Raw genomic sequence first — 19,006 nt, 5'->3', positions numbered from 1 at the left:
AACGGATGATAAATAGTTTGTGACAATTAACAACTAATTGAACTAAATAGTCTAATGGTTGCAGTTAGTATAATTTCAGCAGTGTACTTTGCTGAATTGCAGGCAAAAAATAGATGGATTAAAGATGATATCATGTTTAACATAGCTATTATTGGTGTAATTTCTGGTGTAGTTGGTGCAAGGTAATGACTAATGTCATGCCATGATGAGTTAATGCGGGTGGTAACATTCTTCATCCTGCACAGGTATATGAATTTATTTTAGATTATATTCTCTTTATTGTGGAAGTATGATGGGAAGATAATATTCTAGTAGGTACTAAAACAAAAAATATAAAGATAATGAAAGGATAACTTGAAATGATGGGATATGGATATAATATGATGGGAGGTTGGTTTGGAATGATGATTATTCCTATAATTTTAATTGGAGTGGTTATATATGTAATCTACAATCAAGGGCAAAAGAATAATGGTAAAGATATTGGATTTAAAGATAATTCTATAGATATCTTAAATGAGAGATTTGCTCGTGGAGAAATAAATGAAGAAGAATATAATACTAAAAAAAATATATTATTAAATCATAAATTATAAAAAAAATTATAGTCATGTCAAAGTAATTGATAATTCTCCTTTGACATGACTTTTTAATTAATTTTAAGTAAAACTCTTTCATATGTTCATTAATTTTCATTGCAACTATTTGTTAAATATAGAATTAAGGTAGAACGTTAAAGGTTAGATTTTTATTTATAAACAATAGTTGTAAACATGCCATCTGGTTTACTTGTCATATTATTGGACATATGATGTGGCATATGGCAATGAAAGAGCCATACACCTGGATTATTTGCCATAAATTCAATATCTCAAGTTTCACCCGAAGTAACTATTATTTCTAGTTACATTTCCTGAACCAATCAGAAAAACAAAGGCATTAATTTTTTAATAGTAGTTAACCTTTCCCCTTAATAATTCTAATTTCATGTTTATAGTGCCCCTTTCGTTTTAAAAAATAATTTTATCTTATAGTAAGTTAACAATGAAAAGTTAAAGTTTAAGTGTTAAACTTTTATATTCTAATAAATTAGTTAATAGCAAAATTTATGTTATGAGGTAATTAGGTTGGAATCCGATTTTTTACCAAAGGTTTTTTTTAGAACTGGTAATATATAGTGGTCAAGTCCAATAGAGTAAGCATTTGCTCCTACAAATAAGAGTATAAATGCTATTGTATACATATTTGGATTTGTACTAGTAGTACCAGCCAATAAATAGTTTAGATTCATAAACGCACCAGCGATGAGACCCACAACTGTAAGTGCACCTAGAATTAAGCTAATACCAACTAAAATTTCACCAAATGCAACTAGATAGCTAAATGTTGTAGCATTTGGTAAAGCTACGTTTTTAATAAAATCAGCATACCAAGACTGTACTGCGGGGTGAGCACCCCCAGCTTTAGCTAGCGCACCTTTCAAAAATCCTGTTATAGAAGTTCCAGCAGTACTGCCAATCCACCCACTTCCAGTAACCTTTTCCAATCCAGCAGAAATCCATTGGTAGCCTAACCATATACGTAGTGCTGTCCAAATAATGTTAAATGATTTGTGTTTTAATAATTTCATTTTAATATACCTCCATTTTAATTTTGTGTTTTTATGGTTTATAAATATAATTACATGTTACTTACTTTCGCATGAGAAAGTTTAAGAATAAAGTTCACAAGATTTATTAAACTTATTTTGTATGGAGAATATTCAAAGGAATCAAGACATGCAATTGCTCTATTTCCATATAATTTAGCATCTTCCACTGTTATATTTAATTGCGCAGTAATGTCTTTGTCATTACAATCATCCATTATTTGGTATGCCATTCCTAAATTTAATCCATACTCTTCTATGCTAGTAATTTGCTCTTTTGTTGCTCCAGCCAAAACCGCTGCGATTTTGCAACTAAGGTGGTATCTGGTCCATATAATCTATGAGAGGAAGTTCACAATACATGAATTATGATATATAGTAAGTTAAATTATACCAAGCTATGATTTTTTAACGGAAATACAGAATCAAAATAGCTATTCTGTGGAGATTACTTAAACACTTAACTACATTTATTAAACATTTATCACATAACATATTGTATAAACTACCGATTAATTTATTGATTAAAATATGAGACAACATGGATGAGTAATATTTTATAAAAATTTAAATATAAAACATAATTGAATGTTGGTCATATCAAAGCAGTAGTGAAATCTTCTCTTTGATATGACTTTTTAATTGTAGACAAAAATATGAATAAGGAACTTAGGGTTTTAAGATAGCACTCGACGGAGGTTTTTTAGAGGCACCAGTAAAATTAAATCAATTAATACTTGGACCGGCAGAAGGGGCAGAAATACTAGACTTTTCAAAATATGAAAAGGGAGCAGGAATCGATACTACTGAAATTCCTGCTCATTTAAATCTTCATAAGAACTTCATAAGTTTATGATAAATTTTATATGTAAATCATAAAACTTAAAAGAGTGAAGGAGATGTAATAATGAAGAATGCCCTGAGAAGTATCGCTGTTGTAATTACCTTGATTTTCACTTCAAATGTAACAACACTCGCGATTCCAACAAATGATAAGTTACAACAGCAGAAGGGTTCACTAACTAAAATTCAAGATGAGAGGGAAGGAATTGAAGCTAGACTAGAGGAGTTTGATAATGAAATTGAAAAAATCATGGCCAAGACAGAAGAAAATAAAGTGAAAATACTCCAAACTAAAAAGGCGATTGAAAGTGCCGCTGCGAAGGCTAAGCAGGTTGAAAAGGAAAACCAAAAGGAAGAAGAATTATTTAATAGTAGAATGAGAAGCTTGTACATAAATGGATTTGATGGATATATGAGTATAATACTTGATTCAGAGGACTTTGGAGATTTTGCATCTAGAGTAGAAAACATAAAAACCATTATTGAATTTGATCAAAAAGTAGTGGAGGAGTTTAAAGTCGCCCAAAAAGAATTAAATGAAAAGCAGAAAAATTTGAATAACACAAAGGAAGTATTGCTAAATTTGCAAGTAGAAAATAAGCAGAAGCTAGATAAAATAATTGTTACTAAAGAGTCACAAAATAAATTGGCAACTGAACTAAAGAGTAAGGAAATTGTCACTAAAGAGTTACACAATAAATTATTAACAGAACTAAAAAGCAGTAAGGAAAATCTTCTTGTAGCACAACTAAACAAGCCTGAAGTGTCAGCAAGTAAAAGCATAACAAAAATAAATGAAATAAGAAATTCAGCACCTAAATATACACCTTCAAGAGGATCAGCTACTATATCAGATAATGCTGTAATAGCCTACGCTTCTAACTTCCTTGGCACACCATATTTATGGGGTGGAACAACGCCTTCGGGATTTGATTGCTCAGGATTTACACAATACGTATACGCGCATTTTGGAATATCAGTAGGAAGAACCACCTTTGATCAGATAAATGATGGTTTACAAGTATCAAGAGACAACCTTCAACCTGGAGACTTGATATTCTATGGAACCTTTGCTAATCCCCATCACATGGGCATGTACATTGGGGATAATAATTATATCCATGCTCCTCATACAGGAGATGTGGTTAAAATTTCACCAGTAGGAAGAAAAGATTATGTAACTGCTAGAAGAGTAAAATAAAAAATACATATATTGTGCAAAGTATAGTTTTGAAGTTGTTTTAATGAGCTTTGCACAATATATATTCTTTATTATAGTATTGATGAAATTATAATTTGATAGTTATCATATTATATAAATGTTTTTCATCAATATCTACTAATACTTTTTTATTCAATATGGTTATAGGACTAATACTACATTTATAGCGTTTTGAAGACATTTTTTTGTAGATATAATTATATTATGAGGAGTCAAGATATCATAGAAATGAGAGAATCTTTCTATTGATTTTTTCACGGAATTTCACTTTCACATTATTAACACATTAAATACATATTTTTATATATTATGATAAATATTAGGGAAACATAATAATGAAGAGAATTCAAATATGTCAACTATTAAATTAAAAAAGGGGTTAATTAAACGTGAATAATATATTAATTATTGAAGACGAAGAAAAGATTTCAGAAATACAAAAAGCATATCTTGAAAAAGAAGGCTATATTGTTTATTGTACTACAAAGGGTATGGAAGGTATAAAACTTTTCGAAAAAATTGAATTTAGCTTAGTTATACTAGACCTAATGCTGCCTGACATATCTGGTGAAGAGGTTTGTAGTATACTAAGAAAAATTTCTGATGTGCATATATTTATGCTTACAGCAAAGAGTACTTTAGAAAATAGAATAGAAGGATTAAATCTAGGAGCAGATGAGTATCTTGTTAAGCCGTTCAGCCCACGAGAACTAATTGCAAGAGTAAAATCTTTATTTAGAAGGCTGAATGTAAATGAGTGTGAAACAAAAATTTATAATAATGGTGATTTAGAAATTAATTATGAGAAAAGAATAGTTAAAGCGCGTGGCGAAGAAATATATCTTACACCAAATGAATTTGACATAGTACATATTCTTTCATCTAATGAGGGGAAGATATTTACAAGAGAGAAACTGATTGAAAGAATTATGGGAATAGATTTTCAAGGTTTTGATAGAACAATAGATGTACACATTAAGAATATACGAAAAAAGATAGAAGAGGACACCAGAAATCCTAAATATATATTAACTGTAACTAAAATTGGGTACAAATTTGGTGGTGATTAATTTATGCAAAGCATAAGAAGAAGATTAAGTATTATTTTGGTATGTACCGCTATATTAGCACTTTTATTATCTACGCTTTTTGTAAATATAACAATATCAAGAACCTTTGACAAGTACTTAGTTGAGATACAAAATAAGAGGAATATTAGAATAGTTAAATATTTAGAGGAGGTATATAAAAAAAATGGTACGTGGAATGAAAATTCAGGAATAGAAATTATGCATGAAGCCTATATGGGTAACTATTGTCTTACTCTTAAGGGGGAAAATAAAAAAAAAATTTGGGGAATGGACCCTAATGACATGATTGACAATCCTAACGTTCATATGCACATTAAAAATGAAGGAGTTTATACTACAAGCACCTTTGAAATAAGATCTAATAACAAAATTGTAGGATATGTAGAAATAGGACAATATGCTCCTATACTATTATCCGAAGAAGATGTAAATTTCAAAATTTCAATAAATGAGAGTATTATTCTAAGTGTTGTACTTTCAATCTTAATAACAATATTAATAAGTATATTTATTTCAAAGCAATTTTCCACCCCTCTTAGCCAAATTTCAAAAATTTCAGTTTATCTTTCAAACGGAAATTATGGAGAAAGGTCACATAATAAGAGTAATATTTTAGAGCTTGAAGATTTAAGAAATAGCATAAATACGCTTGGAGAAAAGCTTCAGCATCAGGATGTGCTTAGAAAAAGATTAGTATCAGATATATCCCATGAAATTAGAACACCCCTTAATATTCTTCAAAATAATTTTGAGGCTATGATTGATGGTATTTTTCCAGTAGATAATGAAAGATTAACTTATCTTAATGAAGAGGTTATTAGATTTGGAAAGCTTTTAGACAATTTAAATACATTAAAAGAGGTTGACGCGGAGGAAACAGCGCTAAGCATGCAAAAAATTGATTTAAAGAATATTATTTCCTCAGTTGTAAATGATTTTGAAGTAATAGCGGAAAATAAGAATCTTAGCATATCCTTAGAATGTAGTACTAATAAACCATGTAACATTTTAGGAGACAGTGATAAGATAAAACAGGTAATTATTAATTTGCTTTCTAATGCAGTCAAATTTACAGAAGGGTTAGGGGAAATTAATATTACTTTGAAAGAAAGTGATGAAAAGGTAATATTAAAAATAAAAGATACAGGCATTGGAATTAATAATGAGGATTTACCTTATATATTTGAGAGGCTATATAGGGGAGACAAAAGTAGACATGAAATAGAAGGCACAGGAATAGGACTCACCATTGTAAAGAATATATTGACACTTCATAAGGCAAGCATAGATGTGAAGAGTAAAAAGGGAAAGGGATGCGTTGTTACTGTGTATTTTAACCGAGTTTTGTGATCATCAATTCCATATGCTTGTAAGCTATTACCCTATAATTGTATTTTAAGTAGTATGAGATAAACTTCCAATAAAATGTGAAAATAATGAAATCAGCCTTGAGAGATAAGTGAATAGCAGAAAAGAAATAAACCTTGATAATTATAAATACATCTGTTCTCAATTTAACAGGTATATCCTTAAAGAGAGTTCAGGGATATGCAAAAGAAAACAATCCCTTTAATATTTTAGAACATCCTAAAATTATAGAACCAAATGAAAAACAGCTACAGAAAATAGGAATTCTTAATAAATTCATAGACTCCTACAATTTAAATAATAGGTATATACAAACACTTCATGTGGAGTGCTGTTCATTATTAACAAGAAAAAATAGAGGTGCAATAATTAAAAAAGATAGTAAAAACTTTGTAATAAGGTTTTGCTATTTTTTGTATCAGAGCAGTAATCGAGAGGGAAGGGTCCCAGTTTAAATAATGGATAAAAGTAAAAGAGACATTATAAGTAAAATAAAGATATAATGTTAAAATCTTGCACTAAATAATTTTAATAGATTTGCTTGGACAAAAAACATCGGGTAGATATCGGTGTTTTTTTTGGTATTTCATAATATTAAAGAAAAGTTAAGATGGATTGTTTAGTAAATAACGAGTTATTTTGGTTTATTATACAAATTTAGAAGGAATATGATAGAGGGAAGTAGAAAGATTGTTAGTAGAATGTTTTAGAAGTATTTATGAGTATTATGGCTATAATGGGAAGTCCCCAAAATGTGAAATACTTTATAAGTGTAGGGCATATCAGATATATCTGAAGACATTTCTCACTTGAAGAGTTATGTCAAATTTGTAGAAAAAGGGGAAGCAATATAATTTATTAGGTAGGTGAATTTGTGTGGAAATTATAAAGTTGCAGAAAAATGATATCAGAAATGCTCTTAATTTAGTGTGGAATGTTTTTCAAGAATTTGAAGCATTAGATTACTCAAAACAAGGCATTGAAGAATTCAGGAAATTTATATCATATAATTCTATCATTGATAAATTTGATAAAGGTGAAATATACTTTTGGGGTTGTATAGATAATGCTGATTTAGCAGGTCTAATTACAACAAGAGGAATTAATCATATATGCATGCTGTTTGTAAATAAAGAGTATCATAGACGAGGTATAACAAGAAGTTTATTTCAAACAGTTGAAGAGAGATGTAAAAGCGAGAATAATATTAGCAACATCACAGTAAATTCATCTCCATACGCAATAGAAGTTTATCATCGACTTGGATTTTTTGATACAGACAAAGAGCTTACTGTTAATGGTATTAGATTTACCCCTATGTCTTATTTTCAAAAGTAAAGAAAAAGGAATACTTGCGGTTGAAGTATTAAAGAAATTAGATAAACTGGACAGGTTATGTCTAAAATGGGAAGTTGAAAAAATTAAAATGTAATTGATTAATAAGGGCGTAGAAATATGTAAAATTCGTGTAATATGGCGAAGTAACTTTTAAATGAATTATATTGGAAAGGAAAAAAAAATGGATTTAGGAGAAGTTTGTTTAGAAACAAATAATGTAATAAAAATGGCTGATTTTTATAGGGAAATCTTAAATATCTATTCAGACTGTAAGGACGAAGTACATCAGTTTATTATCACTGAAGGTACAACCTTCAGTGTTTACAATAATGGAGAAAGTAAGAATAATCAAAATGTTAGTATTGCTTTTACTGTTGATGATTTAGAGTCAGAATATGAGAGGTTGCTAAAGTTAGGTATATATATTATTGATGCTCCTAAACTACAACCATGGGGAGCAAAGAATATGCATTTTTGTGACCCTGACGGCAATCATATATACGTTAGAAGCATCCCTAAGTAATTTTAGTGGATAAAGAGATTTAGATATTATTAATTCACAATTTTCATAAAATCTAAACTAGGGGAAGTCAAATGGCTTCCTAAAAATTGGTATGGTTATAACAACATTCTTAAATATAGCCTTAATTTCCTATAGCTAAGCGAAAGTCTTATGTGAATACAAATTTAGTATTGGTAAGTTTAAAATTTCTAAGAGGGAATGCCAAACTTTTATATTGACAAAACCTTCCTAAAGTTATATATTTATAACATGCAAGTTATAAATATATAACTTTAGGGAGGCTTCTTTTATGAATACAAAAATGAATATTAAATTAAAGCTTGCTAGGGAAACAAGAGAATATGTGAAGTATCTATTAAAAAACTATAATGAAATATTGAAAGACATTGAACAACTGAAATATGAATATAGGGCATTATCATAAATGAATCATATTAGAAGGGAATATTATGATAAGCTGTTGACAAAATAGATAGTTAATATTACAATATGAGCATAAGCGAATATACAAATATTCAAATCGTATTTTAAAATTAAAACTATTATATATAATAAAAAAGAGAATTATTTTATGAAGCCAAGGGTAGCATTTATATGTGTTCACAATTTTTGTAGGTCACAGATAACAGAAGCACTGTATGCTGAAACTATTCCTAAACTTAAAGATGTTATTGATGATTTGTACAATAACAATAAAAAAGTGATATTCACTATGGGAAAGGGTGGCGTAGGCAAAACTACAATTGCTGCTTGATTCCACTCAAAGCTATAACCAAGAAATTAAGCGATCACAGGGAGATATTCCGGAATCTGTTAAAAAATTATTGCCAAGGCTTCGTAATGCTTCCGAAACTGAAGTCATCATTGTAACCCTTGCTGAAGCTACACCGGTATATGAAGCAAGATATAGTGCGTGCGAAAATTTCAACAAAATGGTGGGTTATTAATTCATCTCTTCAAGCCGCAGGGACTACGAATAAATTATTGTCTGCAAAGGCAAGAAATGAAATTGAATGGATTAACAAGGTTGATGCACATGCAAATGGTAAATTTGCTGTAATACCTTGTAATCCTGATGAAATTAAAGGTGATAAATTAAAGGATTTATTAGTATAAAAGTAGTGATTAGAAGGTGCATTGTTGCATGAATTTAATTGTGAATACCTAAATAGATATTGATTCGGTAATAAGAGGAGGAAAAAAATGAAAATTGTAATTATAGGGGCTGTTGCAGGTGGAACCTCAGCAGCTGCCAAGGCAAGAAGAAACGACGAAGAGTCTGAAATGATTATTTTTGAGAAAGACAAGGATATATCCTATTCAGGTTGTGGACTTCCATATTATATTGGGAATAAAGTAAAAGATAGAGGGGAACTTGTACCAAGAGATGCAAGTTTTTTTAAGAAAAAATATAATGTTGACATTTTTACGCAGCATGAAGTTTTAAATATAGATGCCGTAGAAAAGATGTTAACGGTAAAGAATTTAAAGACAGAAGAAATTTTTAATCAAGACTTTGATAAATTAGTAATATCTACTGGTGCAAGTTCTGTGATGCCGAATATTCCAGGTATTTACAATGAAAATGTTTTTTATTTAAGAAATGTACAAAGTGCAGATAGAATAAAGGCATTTATAAATAAAAATAAACCAAAGCGCGTAGTTATTGTTGGCTCAGGTTTTATAGGACTTGAAATGACAGAAAACCTAAAGGATCTAGGAATTGATGTCACCCTAGTTGAACTTGCAAATCAGGTTATGCCACCACTAGATAAGGATATGGCCATCTATATCGAAAAATATTTGAATGAAAAAGGTATTAATCTTGTTTTAGGAGACAGTGTTACCGAAGTTAAAGGTGAAGTCACTAGCACTAAAGTAGTTTTAAGTAGTGGCAAGGAAATAGAAACAGACTTTATTATTGCTGCTGTAGGAATTAAACCAAACGTTAAAATTGCTAAGGAGGCTGGAATTGAAATTGGGTTAACGGGAGCAATTAGTGTTAATAAAAAAATGCAAACTAATTTTGATTACATATATTCCTGTGGGGATTGCTCAGAAAGTTATTCACTAATAACAGGAAAAAACATATATAGACCTTTAGGATCTACTGCAAATAAAACCGGTAGGATAGTAGGAGATTCAATAACGGGTGGAGGCCTCCAGTTTAGAGGAATACTTGGAACTGGGATTTTCAAGATTTTTGATTTGGCCGTTGCTTATACTGGGTTAAGTGAAAAAGAAGCATTAAAGGAAGGCTATGAAGTGGCTGTATGCCATAATATAAAACCTGATAAAGCAACTTACTATGGTGGTGAAGAGATGACTATAAAAGCCGTAGCAGATAAAAATACAGGTAAGCTACTCGGCGTACAGATTGTTGGTACAAATGGTGTTGATAAAAGAATTGATGTTTTTGCAACAGCAATTACCTATGGCGCCGTGGTTGAGGATTTATTTCATCTCGATTTAGCCTATGCACCACCTTTCTCAACAACCAAAGACCCGGTAATGTACACAGGTATGATACTTGACAATGCTATTAATAAAGGAAGAGAAATTATAACTCCAGAACAATTAAAAACTAGATTGAAAAATGGAGAAAAAATTAAAATTATAGATACAAGAGTGTCAAAGCAATATGGGGAAGGTCATGTAGAGGTAGCAAAAAACATTCCTCAAGATAAGATTCGAAAAGAATTAGAAGCTTTAGATAGGGATGAAGTTACAGTTACTTATTGTAACAAAGGAGTAACAGGTAATGCAGTACAAAATATATTGATAAATAATAAATTTAAAAAGGTTTATAATTTGTCAGGTGGATTTAAAAATTATAAAAACCAAATGTAGATGCTTATACACAATTACAAAGTGGTAATTTATATATAACTAAATTCCAACAAGGTTGGGAACTTATAGGATTTATATATCCCCCATAAATGGGCGTGGGATGGATGCCTAAATTGGATACTGATTCAGTAATATTTTAACTGATTTTAATAGCGGGGGTAGGTATATATGATTGTAAAGTCAATAGAGAATCCAGATTTATTTAAGGTATTAGACAAAAGCACGCACAAAATGATTAATGGCTGTAATCAAGAATGGTATACTACAGAGTGGCAACGCCAATCGGGATGTGGTCCTACTACAGCAAGTGCTATTATCTTTTATCTAAATCATAGCAGGTCTATTTTTGAAGTAGATAAAGAGATAAGCAGCAATGAGAGCTGCTTATCTCTAATGGAAGAAGTTTGGAAATATGTTACGCCAACAAAAGAGGGTATACCCACAACTAAAATGTTTTATGAAGATGTACTTGCTTACACAAAATCAAGAGGCCTAAATGTTAACTATAACTTTTTAGATTTGCCTAAAGATAAATTTAAACGTCCTAAATTATCAGAAGTATTGATGTTTTTACAAGATGGACTTATCAATGATGCGCCTATAGCATTTCTAAATTTATGTAACGGTGATGAAAAGAATTTACAACCGTGGCATTGGGTTACTATAATTTCACTAGAGTATTCAGAAGATGGGAAAAGTGCGTTTATTAAAATTTTAGATGAAGAATTAATTAAAAAAATTGACCTTGTGTTATGGTACAATACTACAACAATTGGAGGAGGATTTGTATACTTTAAATTTAATTAATTTTACTACAATTAAAAACAATTTTAATATACATAAGAATGACTTTTCGGTTTTTGAACTACCGGTAATATCATGTTATTGTGAAATGAAAATGAGAAATATTGTTAGAAAGAAAGGTTGCCTTAATCAGGCAACCTTTCTTTCATTAGATATAGTCAACGTTGAAACCTTTATAAAAATACCTTATATGATAAGTTGTATATAATTATTTAATTAAAACATACTATTTATTATAAAGTATTAAAAAAGGTATTGACAACATGAACTAAAAGTTTTAACATAAGAATATAAGAAATTAATTAAATGGTTAATTACATAAATAAGCAAATGGAGGAATTAAAATGAGTGAAAAAGAAGTTAGTGGCTGCGGCTGTGGCTGTGGCTGTGGTTTAGTAGGAACAGAACAAGTAAAACAAGTACAAGTAACTGGTGGTTGTGGATGTGGTTCATTACAACAAGAAGATAAACAAAGCAGTAGTGATATAAAAAAACCTATAGGCACTGTAATTAAAAAACAAACTGAAAATTGGTATCTTCCTTATATGGATAAGAAAACAAAGGGTATTGAAGTTGAAGAGCAGAAAAGCCCAGTTGCAGTATTTTACTGTGCGGGTGCATCGAATGTAGGACAGTCAACAATGCTTGGTAGTGTAAAGGCTGCAAATAATGTTGGGTACGATAAGGCATCATTATTATGTCTTGCAAGTATTTCAGCAAAACTTCCGAACATCACAAATGGAGCAAAAAATGCAAAGGGAATAGTAGCTATAGACGGATGTCCAATGAGTTGTGCTAAAAAGACCTTAAAGGCCTTTGGATTTGAAGCAGATAGACATATTATTGTTTCCAAAGATTTGGGAGTTGCAAAGAATTTTGATTTAAACTTATCAACAGATCTTGAAAAAATTTCTGCTGCGGTTGAAAGTGCAGTTTTAGAAGTTTACGAGAAATAGTAATTAGTATTAATGTATAATTAATAGCATTTGGTCAATATGAATAAAATCATATTGACTAAATTTATTGAATTGAATTAACCAGTTAATTATATAGTTATGTAATTGAACTAATATTGGGAGGAAACATTATGTCAGATCATAATCATACAGATGCTCATAACCATGGCCATAATCATGATGTTAGTGAGGTTAAAGGAATAAATTTACTTATAACTATGATTTTAAATCTTGTTATAACAGCAGTTGAAATAATAGGCGGATTATATTCAGGCAGCTTATCCTTAATTTCTGATGCAGTTCATAATTTAAGTGATGCATTATCTATTGTTGTAAGCTATTTTGCTATTAAACTGTCACAAAAGAGTAATGATGAAAATAAAACTCTTGGGTATAAGCCATATAACTATACAATTAGAGTTCAATAGATGTGAAAACTGTGGCATAATTAATGTAAATTAGGGGGTTAGACTTAAATGAGTAATATTATTTTATATACATTAACAATTTTGTTATTAGTTTTTTCTTATTATAAAAATAAGAAAAAAACTAAAATGGCACTTAAAAAAGCTTGGAAAGCATTTGAGAATATTTTACCGGAGTTCTTAACAGTTATTATGTTTGTTGGAATTCTACTTGCGGTATTCAATGCAGAGTTAATATCAAAGGTTATTGGAACTAATTCAGGCTTTTTTGGTGTTATAATTGCCGCAGTAGTTGGAGCAATAACTTTAATTCCAGGATTTGTTGCTTTCCCCACTGCAGCAATGTTACTTCAAAATGGTGCAGGTTATATGCAGATAGGTGCTTTTCTTTCATCATTAATGATGGTGGGTGTTGTTACTATGCCAGTGGAAATAAAATATTTTGGCAAGAAGTTAACATTACTTAGAAATTTATTTGCTTTTATATTTTCGTTTTTAGTAGCATATATTATTGGAAAGGTGGTTTAGTGTATGAAAAAGTTATTAAAAAGATATAGATATTTTATTGGAATGATAATAGCAGTAGGCATTCTAGCAATATTTAATTATAATTTGGGAATGAAATCTTTTAGTATTGCTGCATATAGTTTTAAAGAAATGGCTTTAGTTATACCACCAGTATTTGTACTGCTTGGACTACTTGATATATGGGTTCCAAGAGAAATGATGATGAAATATATGGGAGAAGGATCAGGTCTTAAAGGAATAATACTTTCAATAATTCTAGGTTCAGCAGCAGCAGGTCCCCTTTATGGTGCATTCCCTGTTGCAGCAGTTTTCATGAAAAAAGGAGTTAAATTTAGTAATGTTCTGATCTTTATTGGAGCTTGGTCCACTACTAAAATTCCAATGTTATTATTTGAAATATCAGCTCTTGGAAGTAAGTTTGCAATAACAAGATTATTAATTGATATTCCAGGAATAATAATAATTGCTTACTTATTATCAGTTTTTGTTTCAAAGGATGAAGTTAATAGCATTTATAAGAACGCAGAAAAGCTATAGATATATAGTTAATAGCTAGAATATTGAAATACTTGCTTATGTACTATATAATAAATACTATATAAGTAATTAATTTAAAATTATAAGCACATAAGTAAGGTTAATAGTAATTAATTACCTCTCAAAAGTACAAGGAGGAAAAAAATTGAATCAAGATGATTTAGCGGTAAAGGTATTTAAGGCACTTGGACATTCTGTAAGATATAAAATAATGCAGTTACTTTGCGATGGACCTATATGTGTTTGTAAGCTAAATGAAAAATTTGAATTTAGCCAAGCGAACTTATCACAGCATTTAAGAATTTTAAAGGATTCAGGACTGGTTAAGAGTGAGAGAGTTGGACTTGAGATTCACTATAGAATATATAATGATGAGGTGAAAATTATTATAGAGCATGTTAATAAATATGTTTTTGGTTATGTGAATAATATGAAAGACAACATAGAAGAAAGATAAACTTCTTTAAAAGCTGCAAATAGTTGGATAAATATTCTAACTATTTGGGCTTTTTTTCAAAGAGTATATCCTATAGGGACTAGTTTAACTAACTTCAGGTTCTTTAATTTTAGGTAAAGACTTTAGCTTGGGTTATACCAAATAATGAAAGATGGCATAGGAAAACAACTATATTAGTTAAACATTATAATTAAGGGGTGCTTAATAGTTTATCGACTTATAAATATATCCCATGTATATGGAGTAAATTGTATATTTTGATGAAAGTATAGTTATTGAGGTAAAGGCCATAAGAGGATATCGAGGTGCAATCTAATGAATATTGAATATAGAGACGAATTGGTATTTACGTCCATAAAGGTTTTTTACAAAGGTAATTAAAAGATAGTTAATAATGTAGTACCTTACACATTTACCACAGTAGTCCAAGTGATGATCCTAGTTCAGTAATATATAGATTTGATAATAACTGCATTAAAAAGATTTATGATACTGCAGGATATATAAAGGAAAGGTAGAATTTATTAATAGTGAAAGTTTAAAAGGAAACGAAATATTAGAATTAAGGTTAGAATTTCGGATGGCAAAGCAGGATCGCTTGAGTGGCTTAATGCTGGAGACTAGTTTTATGAAGCAGAAGTGCTGTTTATTTTTGTGAATATTTTAAAAGACAGAGGGGCCTAGTCATAACGATGGCTTATGGATTGCTGTGTTTGTAATTGCTATAGATTGAATTTATCTATGAATATTCAAGAACTAAAAGCAAGATATGTAAATGAGTCATATAGCCATGAATAGACACCTACATAAATGGTAAGCTTTTGAGCCGCTTGTCATTAAAATCTTGCATTAAATAATTCAAAAAGATTAAGGTTATTTGTTAAATAGATTTGCTTGGACAAAAAACATCGGTTAGATATCGGTGTTTTTTTTGTTGTTTCATAATATTAAAGAAAAGTTAAGATGGATTGTTTAGTAAATAACGAGTTATTTTGATTTATTATACAAATTTAGAAGGAATATGATAGAAGGATGCAGAAATATTGTTTGTAGAATGGTTTAGAAGTATTTACGAGTATTATGTCTATAACTGTAAGCTGAAAAAAAATTTACGTCATGGTGAGTGTGAAGGATATCGTAGTTAGTTGGAGTACAGTTACAGTATATACAAGAATTAAGATATGGGAGGATATGAATGGATATTAATGTTCTTAGAGAAATTGCATATAAGTTGCTGGCTAATAGAAAATCCCATTTAGAAAGAGAAAAAGGATTTATTTACTACCATGGAATAAGAGTGTCTAAACTTTCTTTGAAATTGCGAGAAGTAATTTTATCAGAAGATTGCTCTCATGATGATATTATTATTGTTGCTTCATTATTTCATGATATAGCAAAGGGAATAGAACCCCATGGAAAATATGGAGCTGTATTGATTAAAGATGTTCTTAAAGAATATTGTACAGAGTATGAAATTAATGAGATTGTTAAAATAATATATTCCCACAACCTAAGAAAGAAAAATAATGTTTATTCAGAATATATAAAAATAGTACAGGATGCAGACATACTTGACCATTTTGGTGCTGTGGAAATCTGGATGAATTTTCAGTATTATGCTCATAAAGACGAGCCAATGCAAAATTCAGTAGAATTTTATAACAAGGAATTTGACTCTGAAGTTCAAAAATGTAGAGAATTACTTAATTATGAGGTATCGCGCGAAATTTTTGATGACAAAGTTTCTTTTGTACATTCATTTATTGATAGGTTTAGCAGAGAAGCGGAAGGTGAATTGTGTATAAAAATATGATGAAGTATTTGTAAGGGCAGATTAAGCTAAACAGAAATATAAAATATTAATAGTACAGGGGGTATAGACAATGATAAAAACAATTAATAAAGTTGAAGAAGTAATTGATTTTGCATGGGAATTAAATCAGAATAATTTATATGCTAGTTATCCAAGAATAAAATCAATGAAAGAGTGTGAAAGAGAGATCGAAAGAGCTATCCGTGAAGATAATTATAATATAGTAGCTTGCTATCATCAAAATGTATTATGTGGAGTTTGTGTTTATTTTTGGATATGTGATGAAAAATATGCACAAACAACACAATTTTTGATAAGAGAAGATTGTGACCAAACTGCAGAAGAATTGATTGGGTATATAAGTAAGAAATTAGCTGGATATGAATTATTGATAGGGGTACCATTTTCTAACGAAAATGCAAATCAATATTTTATGAAAAAGAATATAGAATGTATCGAATCTAGTATTGTTACCAGTTTATATAATTTAAAATCCAATTCGAATCAAAAGCATGATTGCGTAGATAAAATTACTAAAGATAATTTTGAAGAATATGCTATATTTCATGACAAATATGCTATCCCTTCTGGAGGTTATTGGAATAGCAAAAATTTACAAAAGCATATGGAGCGCTTTCAGGTACTTGTTTTTAGGAAAGATGAAGCGATTCATGCAAGCATTTTTACTAAGACTGGCAAAGACTTATCAGACATTGTTGGTTTATTTATTGATAAAGAATATAAAAATAATGGTGTTGAAAGTATTTTAATTAATGAAATGTTAATGCAATTATATAATGAATTTGGTGAAATAAAGGAAATTTTGTTTTTTACTGATGAAGATTGTACTGATGAATTAAATTTAGCGTTGACTGCAGGTTTTGAAATTAAAGAGAAATATAGATGTTATAAATGTATACTTTAGTTCGTTAAATTATTATTTAATAAAGGCTCGTAATATTCTTATCATACAATATAACTGTAGAAAAATGTAAATTAAAGATTGACAGAAATTTTATTTCTTGTGAGGTGAATTATGACTATACATTTTAGTAATATTACTCCCGATAATTGGCGTACTTTTAAGGAACTGAAGGTTAAAGAAGAACAGAAAAAATTTGTTGCTCCCAATGTGACAATACTTGCAAGGGCATTTGCATTTCGAGATTATAATAGTCGTGTATATGCCATTTATAACGGGGATTTACCAATAGGAATGTTAATGAAACATGATTTAGACGATGATAGCCTAGTGTGTGTGCTAGACCAGTTCATGATTGCAGAACAATATCAAGGAAAGGGTTATGGAAAGTCTGCTATGCAACTCTGGTTCTCCATGATAAAGAATGAAGAGAAATATGATTCGATAATTCTTTGCTATATAGAAGGTGATGAAGTCGCACGCAATTTATACCTTGACATGGGGTTCCATTATACTGGTGAAGTTGATGAAGATGAAATAGTTATGGAATATAATCTGAAGGATAAAGCATGATATGTTTTTTTGTTTGCAAAACAAATTTTTCAGGATAATATATTTTCAATTATAGGGGGATTTTATGAATTTAGAATATCAAATAACTAAGCAGGACTACATCGATTTTAACATTTACCATATGACTCATTCAGTGACAATGAAACGTTCCTTATTTATCCAAAGATTTATTTTCCCAAGCATATTTCTAATTTCACCTATATTTCTAATAAAGATTACTGATATACCTTTATGGTATTGGTTTAGTGTTTGTATAATATCATCTGTATTATGGATTGTTTTTTATCCTAAATTTCTAAAAAGGTCTGTAGAAAAAAGAATTTTAAAGATACTTGAGGAAGGTAAAACCACAGGCATTCTTGGGGAGCACAACTTTTCATTTACAGAAGAAGGTGTTGTTGATAAAACTGAATTCAGTGAAACAAAATATAATTTAATTGAAAAAATTGTAGAGTCTGAAACACATATATTTATATACGTTAGTGCTGTAATGGCTTATATTATACCGATAAGAATATTCGGCAGTGTTGATGAAAAGAGTGAATTTTTAAATATACTGAATAAAACGTTAAAAGTAAGATGAAAACAGTAGGGTGGGGTTAAATTGTACGTTAAACAATTGTCAGAAAACGAAGAGAAAGCACTAAATCAAAGATTTGAAAAGATAAAAGAATTGCAAGAAAAAGGTATATGTTTCGGATGTTATAACTTTAATACAGGGGATATATTCCCTGACGAGGGTTTAATTTTTTACGAGGATGAAAAGGTAAGGTGTCAATTTGAAAAATACCCAAGAGCAACTGGACAGACAATTATTGTATCAAAGGAACATTATGAAGACATTTCTGAAATGCCTCTTGAATTAGGAACACATATATTAAAAATATCAGATGCAATAATTAAACTTCATAAAGAAATTATTGGTGCAGAAAAAGTATATATGTGTACAATATGTGACGGTAAAAGGAATCATTTACATTTTCAACTTTTACCTCGATTAAAAGGAGAGTCGAGAGGCTATGGAAATTTTGTCAGAGAAGAAGGAATTATTATGGATTATTATGAAACAGTAGAACTTTATAAGCGTAAAATGAATAAATGAGATATA

At 29.8% G+C, this 19,006-nt stretch carries 25 protein-coding genes and 1 pseudogene; 23 read left to right on the top strand and 3 right to left on the bottom strand.

Annotated elements, in window-relative coordinates; translation table 11 throughout:
- Positions 1 to 54 precede the first annotated feature (54 nt).
- Both ACREV6_RS21810 and ACREV6_RS21805 read left to right on the top strand, forming a co-directional pair.
- Positions 55 to 186: a hypothetical protein gene (locus tag ACREV6_RS21810; RefSeq protein WP_431580154.1), complete on the top strand. Its 132-nt coding sequence runs from the start codon at positions 55 to 57 to the stop codon at positions 184 to 186.
- A 173-nt stretch (positions 187 to 359) separates the two neighbouring features.
- Entirely contained in the window at positions 360 to 596 is a 237-nt protein-coding gene (locus ACREV6_RS21805) for an SHOCT domain-containing protein (RefSeq protein ID WP_431580153.1), read from the top strand.
- Between the two features lie 152 nt (positions 597 to 748).
- On the opposite strand, the gene ACREV6_RS21800 is transcribed toward ACREV6_RS21805, so the two are convergent.
- The 3 genes from ACREV6_RS21800 to ACREV6_RS21790 all read right to left on the bottom strand — a co-directional run bounded on the left by ACREV6_RS21800 (position 749) and on the right by ACREV6_RS21790 (position 1,983).
- Positions 749 to 859, bottom strand: coding sequence for a multicopper oxidase domain-containing protein (locus ACREV6_RS21800; protein WP_431580152.1), 111 nt, complete (start codon positions 857 to 859; stop codon positions 749 to 751).
- Between the two features lie 252 nt (positions 860 to 1,111).
- Positions 1,112 to 1,630: a DoxX family membrane protein gene (locus ACREV6_RS21795; RefSeq protein WP_431580151.1), complete on the bottom strand. Its 519-nt coding sequence runs from the start codon at positions 1,628 to 1,630 to the stop codon at positions 1,112 to 1,114.
- 50 nt (positions 1,631 to 1,680) lie between these two features.
- Positions 1,681 to 1,983, bottom strand: a complete 303-nt coding sequence (locus ACREV6_RS21790) for a polyprenyl synthetase family protein (protein WP_431580183.1) — start codon at positions 1,981 to 1,983, stop codon at positions 1,681 to 1,683.
- A gap of 572 nt (positions 1,984 to 2,555) precedes the next feature.
- Here ACREV6_RS21790 and ACREV6_RS21785 point away from each other — a divergent pair.
- The 21 genes and pseudogenes from ACREV6_RS21785 (at position 2,556) to ACREV6_RS21685 (ending at position 19,000) form a co-directional block, all read left to right on the top strand.
- Positions 2,556 to 3,692 carry a C40 family peptidase gene (locus ACREV6_RS21785; RefSeq protein WP_431580150.1) on the top strand — a complete coding sequence of 379 codons (1,137 nt, stop codon included), beginning with the start codon at positions 2,556 to 2,558 and terminating at the stop codon, positions 3,690 to 3,692.
- Positions 3,693 to 4,102: 410 nt separating this feature from the next.
- Positions 4,103 to 4,783, top strand: coding sequence for a response regulator transcription factor (locus tag ACREV6_RS21780; protein WP_431580149.1), 681 nt, complete (start codon positions 4,103 to 4,105; stop codon positions 4,781 to 4,783).
- Between the two features lie 3 nt (positions 4,784 to 4,786).
- Positions 4,787 to 6,154 carry a sensor histidine kinase gene (locus ACREV6_RS21775; protein WP_431580148.1) on the top strand — a complete coding sequence of 456 codons (1,368 nt, stop codon included), beginning with the start codon at positions 4,787 to 4,789 and terminating at the stop codon, positions 6,152 to 6,154.
- A 134-nt stretch (positions 6,155 to 6,288) separates the two neighbouring features.
- Entirely contained in the window at positions 6,289 to 6,627 is a 339-nt protein-coding gene (locus ACREV6_RS21770) for a hypothetical protein (RefSeq protein ID WP_431580147.1), read from the top strand.
- Positions 6,628 to 7,048: 421 nt separating this feature from the next.
- The gene (locus ACREV6_RS21765; RefSeq protein ID WP_431580146.1) at positions 7,049 to 7,510 is read left to right on the top strand and encodes a GNAT family N-acetyltransferase; all 462 of its coding nucleotides are present in this window, start codon (positions 7,049 to 7,051) and stop codon (positions 7,508 to 7,510) included.
- Between the two features lie 181 nt (positions 7,511 to 7,691).
- A complete protein-coding gene (locus tag ACREV6_RS21760) occupies positions 7,692 to 8,033 on the top strand; it encodes a VOC family protein (protein ID WP_431580145.1) in 342 nt (113 codons plus the stop codon).
- 289 nt (positions 8,034 to 8,322) lie between these two features.
- Positions 8,323 to 8,457, top strand: a complete 135-nt coding sequence (locus tag ACREV6_RS21755) for a hypothetical protein (protein ID WP_431580144.1) — start codon at positions 8,323 to 8,325, stop codon at positions 8,455 to 8,457.
- A 147-nt stretch (positions 8,458 to 8,604) separates the two neighbouring features.
- Positions 8,605 to 8,787, top strand: a complete 183-nt coding sequence (locus ACREV6_RS21750; protein ID WP_431580143.1) for an arsenate reductase/protein-tyrosine-phosphatase family protein — start codon at positions 8,605 to 8,607, stop codon at positions 8,785 to 8,787.
- Positions 8,777 to 9,149 (top strand): annotated as a pseudogene (locus tag ACREV6_RS21745) (arsenical pump-driving ATPase); the annotation flags it as partial. The gene ACREV6_RS21750 and the pseudogene ACREV6_RS21745, both read left to right, overlap by 11 nt.
- 87 nt (positions 9,150 to 9,236) lie before the next feature.
- Entirely contained in the window at positions 9,237 to 10,883 is a 1,647-nt protein-coding gene (locus ACREV6_RS21740) for an FAD-dependent oxidoreductase (protein ID WP_431580142.1), read from the top strand.
- Between the two features lie 168 nt (positions 10,884 to 11,051).
- Entirely contained in the window at positions 11,052 to 11,690 is a 639-nt protein-coding gene (locus ACREV6_RS21735) for a hypothetical protein (protein ID WP_431580141.1), read from the top strand.
- A 341-nt stretch (positions 11,691 to 12,031) separates the two neighbouring features.
- A complete protein-coding gene (locus tag ACREV6_RS21730; RefSeq protein ID WP_431580140.1) occupies positions 12,032 to 12,643 on the top strand; it encodes a putative zinc-binding protein in 612 nt (203 codons plus the stop codon).
- 131 nt (positions 12,644 to 12,774) lie between these two features.
- Positions 12,775 to 13,071 (top strand): cation efflux transmembrane domain-containing protein, encoded by a 297-nt coding sequence (locus ACREV6_RS21725; RefSeq protein WP_431580139.1) that lies wholly within the window; start codon positions 12,775 to 12,777, stop codon positions 13,069 to 13,071.
- A gap of 48 nt (positions 13,072 to 13,119) precedes the next feature.
- Positions 13,120 to 13,596, top strand: coding sequence for a permease (locus tag ACREV6_RS21720; protein ID WP_431580138.1), 477 nt, complete (start codon positions 13,120 to 13,122; stop codon positions 13,594 to 13,596).
- A gap of 3 nt (positions 13,597 to 13,599) precedes the next feature.
- On the top strand, positions 13,600 to 14,133 hold the full coding sequence (locus tag ACREV6_RS21715; RefSeq protein WP_431580137.1) for a permease: 534 nt from the start codon (positions 13,600 to 13,602) through the stop codon (positions 14,131 to 14,133).
- A 145-nt stretch (positions 14,134 to 14,278) separates the two neighbouring features.
- Entirely contained in the window at positions 14,279 to 14,590 is a 312-nt protein-coding gene (locus tag ACREV6_RS21710; protein ID WP_431580136.1) for an ArsR/SmtB family transcription factor, read from the top strand.
- 1,195 nt (positions 14,591 to 15,785) lie between these two features.
- Entirely contained in the window at positions 15,786 to 16,403 is a 618-nt protein-coding gene (locus ACREV6_RS21705) for an HD domain-containing protein (protein WP_431580135.1), read from the top strand.
- Positions 16,404 to 16,473: 70 nt separating this feature from the next.
- Complete coding sequence (locus ACREV6_RS21700) at positions 16,474 to 17,328, top strand: hypothetical protein (protein ID WP_431580134.1); 855 nt, start codon at positions 16,474 to 16,476, stop codon at positions 17,326 to 17,328.
- A 111-nt stretch (positions 17,329 to 17,439) separates the two neighbouring features.
- Positions 17,440 to 17,898 (top strand): GNAT family N-acetyltransferase, encoded by a 459-nt coding sequence (locus ACREV6_RS21695; RefSeq protein WP_431580133.1) that lies wholly within the window; start codon positions 17,440 to 17,442, stop codon positions 17,896 to 17,898.
- A gap of 64 nt (positions 17,899 to 17,962) precedes the next feature.
- Positions 17,963 to 18,481, top strand: coding sequence for a YcxB family protein (locus ACREV6_RS21690; RefSeq protein WP_431580132.1), 519 nt, complete (start codon positions 17,963 to 17,965; stop codon positions 18,479 to 18,481).
- 21 nt (positions 18,482 to 18,502) lie between these two features.
- On the top strand, positions 18,503 to 19,000 hold the full coding sequence (locus ACREV6_RS21685) for an HIT family protein (protein ID WP_431580131.1): 498 nt from the start codon (positions 18,503 to 18,505) through the stop codon (positions 18,998 to 19,000).
- The last annotated feature ends 6 nt before the right edge of the window (positions 19,001 to 19,006 follow it).

The organism is Clostridium sp. (assembly GCF_050717515.1).
GTDB lineage: Bacteria > Bacillota > Clostridia > Clostridiales > Clostridiaceae > Clostridium_AD.
The sequence above is the reverse complement of the archived record's forward strand: the minus strand, read 5'-3'. Positions and strand labels throughout refer to the sequence as shown.

Coding starts and splice junctions, on each gene's coding strand:
- ACREV6_RS21695 (WP_431580133.1), top strand. CDS start 17,440: ATGACTATACATTTTAGTAATATTACTCCCGATAATTGGCGTACTTTT.
- ACREV6_RS21740 (WP_431580142.1), top strand. CDS start 9,237: ATGAAAATTGTAATTATAGGGGCTGTTGCAGGTGGAACCTCAGCAGCT.
- ACREV6_RS21715 (WP_431580137.1), top strand. CDS start 13,600: ATGAAAAAGTTATTAAAAAGATATAGATATTTTATTGGAATGATAATA.
- ACREV6_RS21735 (WP_431580141.1), top strand. CDS start 11,052: ATGATTGTAAAGTCAATAGAGAATCCAGATTTATTTAAGGTATTAGAC.
- ACREV6_RS21805 (WP_431580153.1), top strand. CDS start 360: ATGATGGGATATGGATATAATATGATGGGAGGTTGGTTTGGAATGATG.
- ACREV6_RS21705 (WP_431580135.1), top strand. CDS start 15,786: ATGGATATTAATGTTCTTAGAGAAATTGCATATAAGTTGCTGGCTAAT.
- ACREV6_RS21720 (WP_431580138.1), top strand. CDS start 13,120: ATGAGTAATATTATTTTATATACATTAACAATTTTGTTATTAGTTTTT.
- ACREV6_RS21785 (WP_431580150.1), top strand. CDS start 2,556: ATGAAGAATGCCCTGAGAAGTATCGCTGTTGTAATTACCTTGATTTTC.
- ACREV6_RS21700 (WP_431580134.1), top strand. CDS start 16,474: ATGATAAAAACAATTAATAAAGTTGAAGAAGTAATTGATTTTGCATGG.
- ACREV6_RS21775 (WP_431580148.1), top strand. CDS start 4,787: ATGCAAAGCATAAGAAGAAGATTAAGTATTATTTTGGTATGTACCGCT.
- ACREV6_RS21750 (WP_431580143.1), top strand. CDS start 8,605: ATGAAGCCAAGGGTAGCATTTATATGTGTTCACAATTTTTGTAGGTCA.
- ACREV6_RS21800 (WP_431580152.1), bottom strand. CDS start 859: ATGGCAAATAATCCAGGTGTATGGCTCTTTCATTGCCATATGCCACAT.
- ACREV6_RS21795 (WP_431580151.1), bottom strand. CDS start 1,630: ATGAAATTATTAAAACACAAATCATTTAACATTATTTGGACAGCACTA.
- ACREV6_RS21760 (WP_431580145.1), top strand. CDS start 7,692: ATGGATTTAGGAGAAGTTTGTTTAGAAACAAATAATGTAATAAAAATG.
- ACREV6_RS21690 (WP_431580132.1), top strand. CDS start 17,963: ATGAATTTAGAATATCAAATAACTAAGCAGGACTACATCGATTTTAAC.
- ACREV6_RS21730 (WP_431580140.1), top strand. CDS start 12,032: ATGAGTGAAAAAGAAGTTAGTGGCTGCGGCTGTGGCTGTGGCTGTGGT.
- ACREV6_RS21810 (WP_431580154.1), top strand. CDS start 55: ATGGTTGCAGTTAGTATAATTTCAGCAGTGTACTTTGCTGAATTGCAG.
- ACREV6_RS21755 (WP_431580144.1), top strand. CDS start 8,323: ATGAATACAAAAATGAATATTAAATTAAAGCTTGCTAGGGAAACAAGA.
- ACREV6_RS21725 (WP_431580139.1), top strand. CDS start 12,775: ATGTCAGATCATAATCATACAGATGCTCATAACCATGGCCATAATCAT.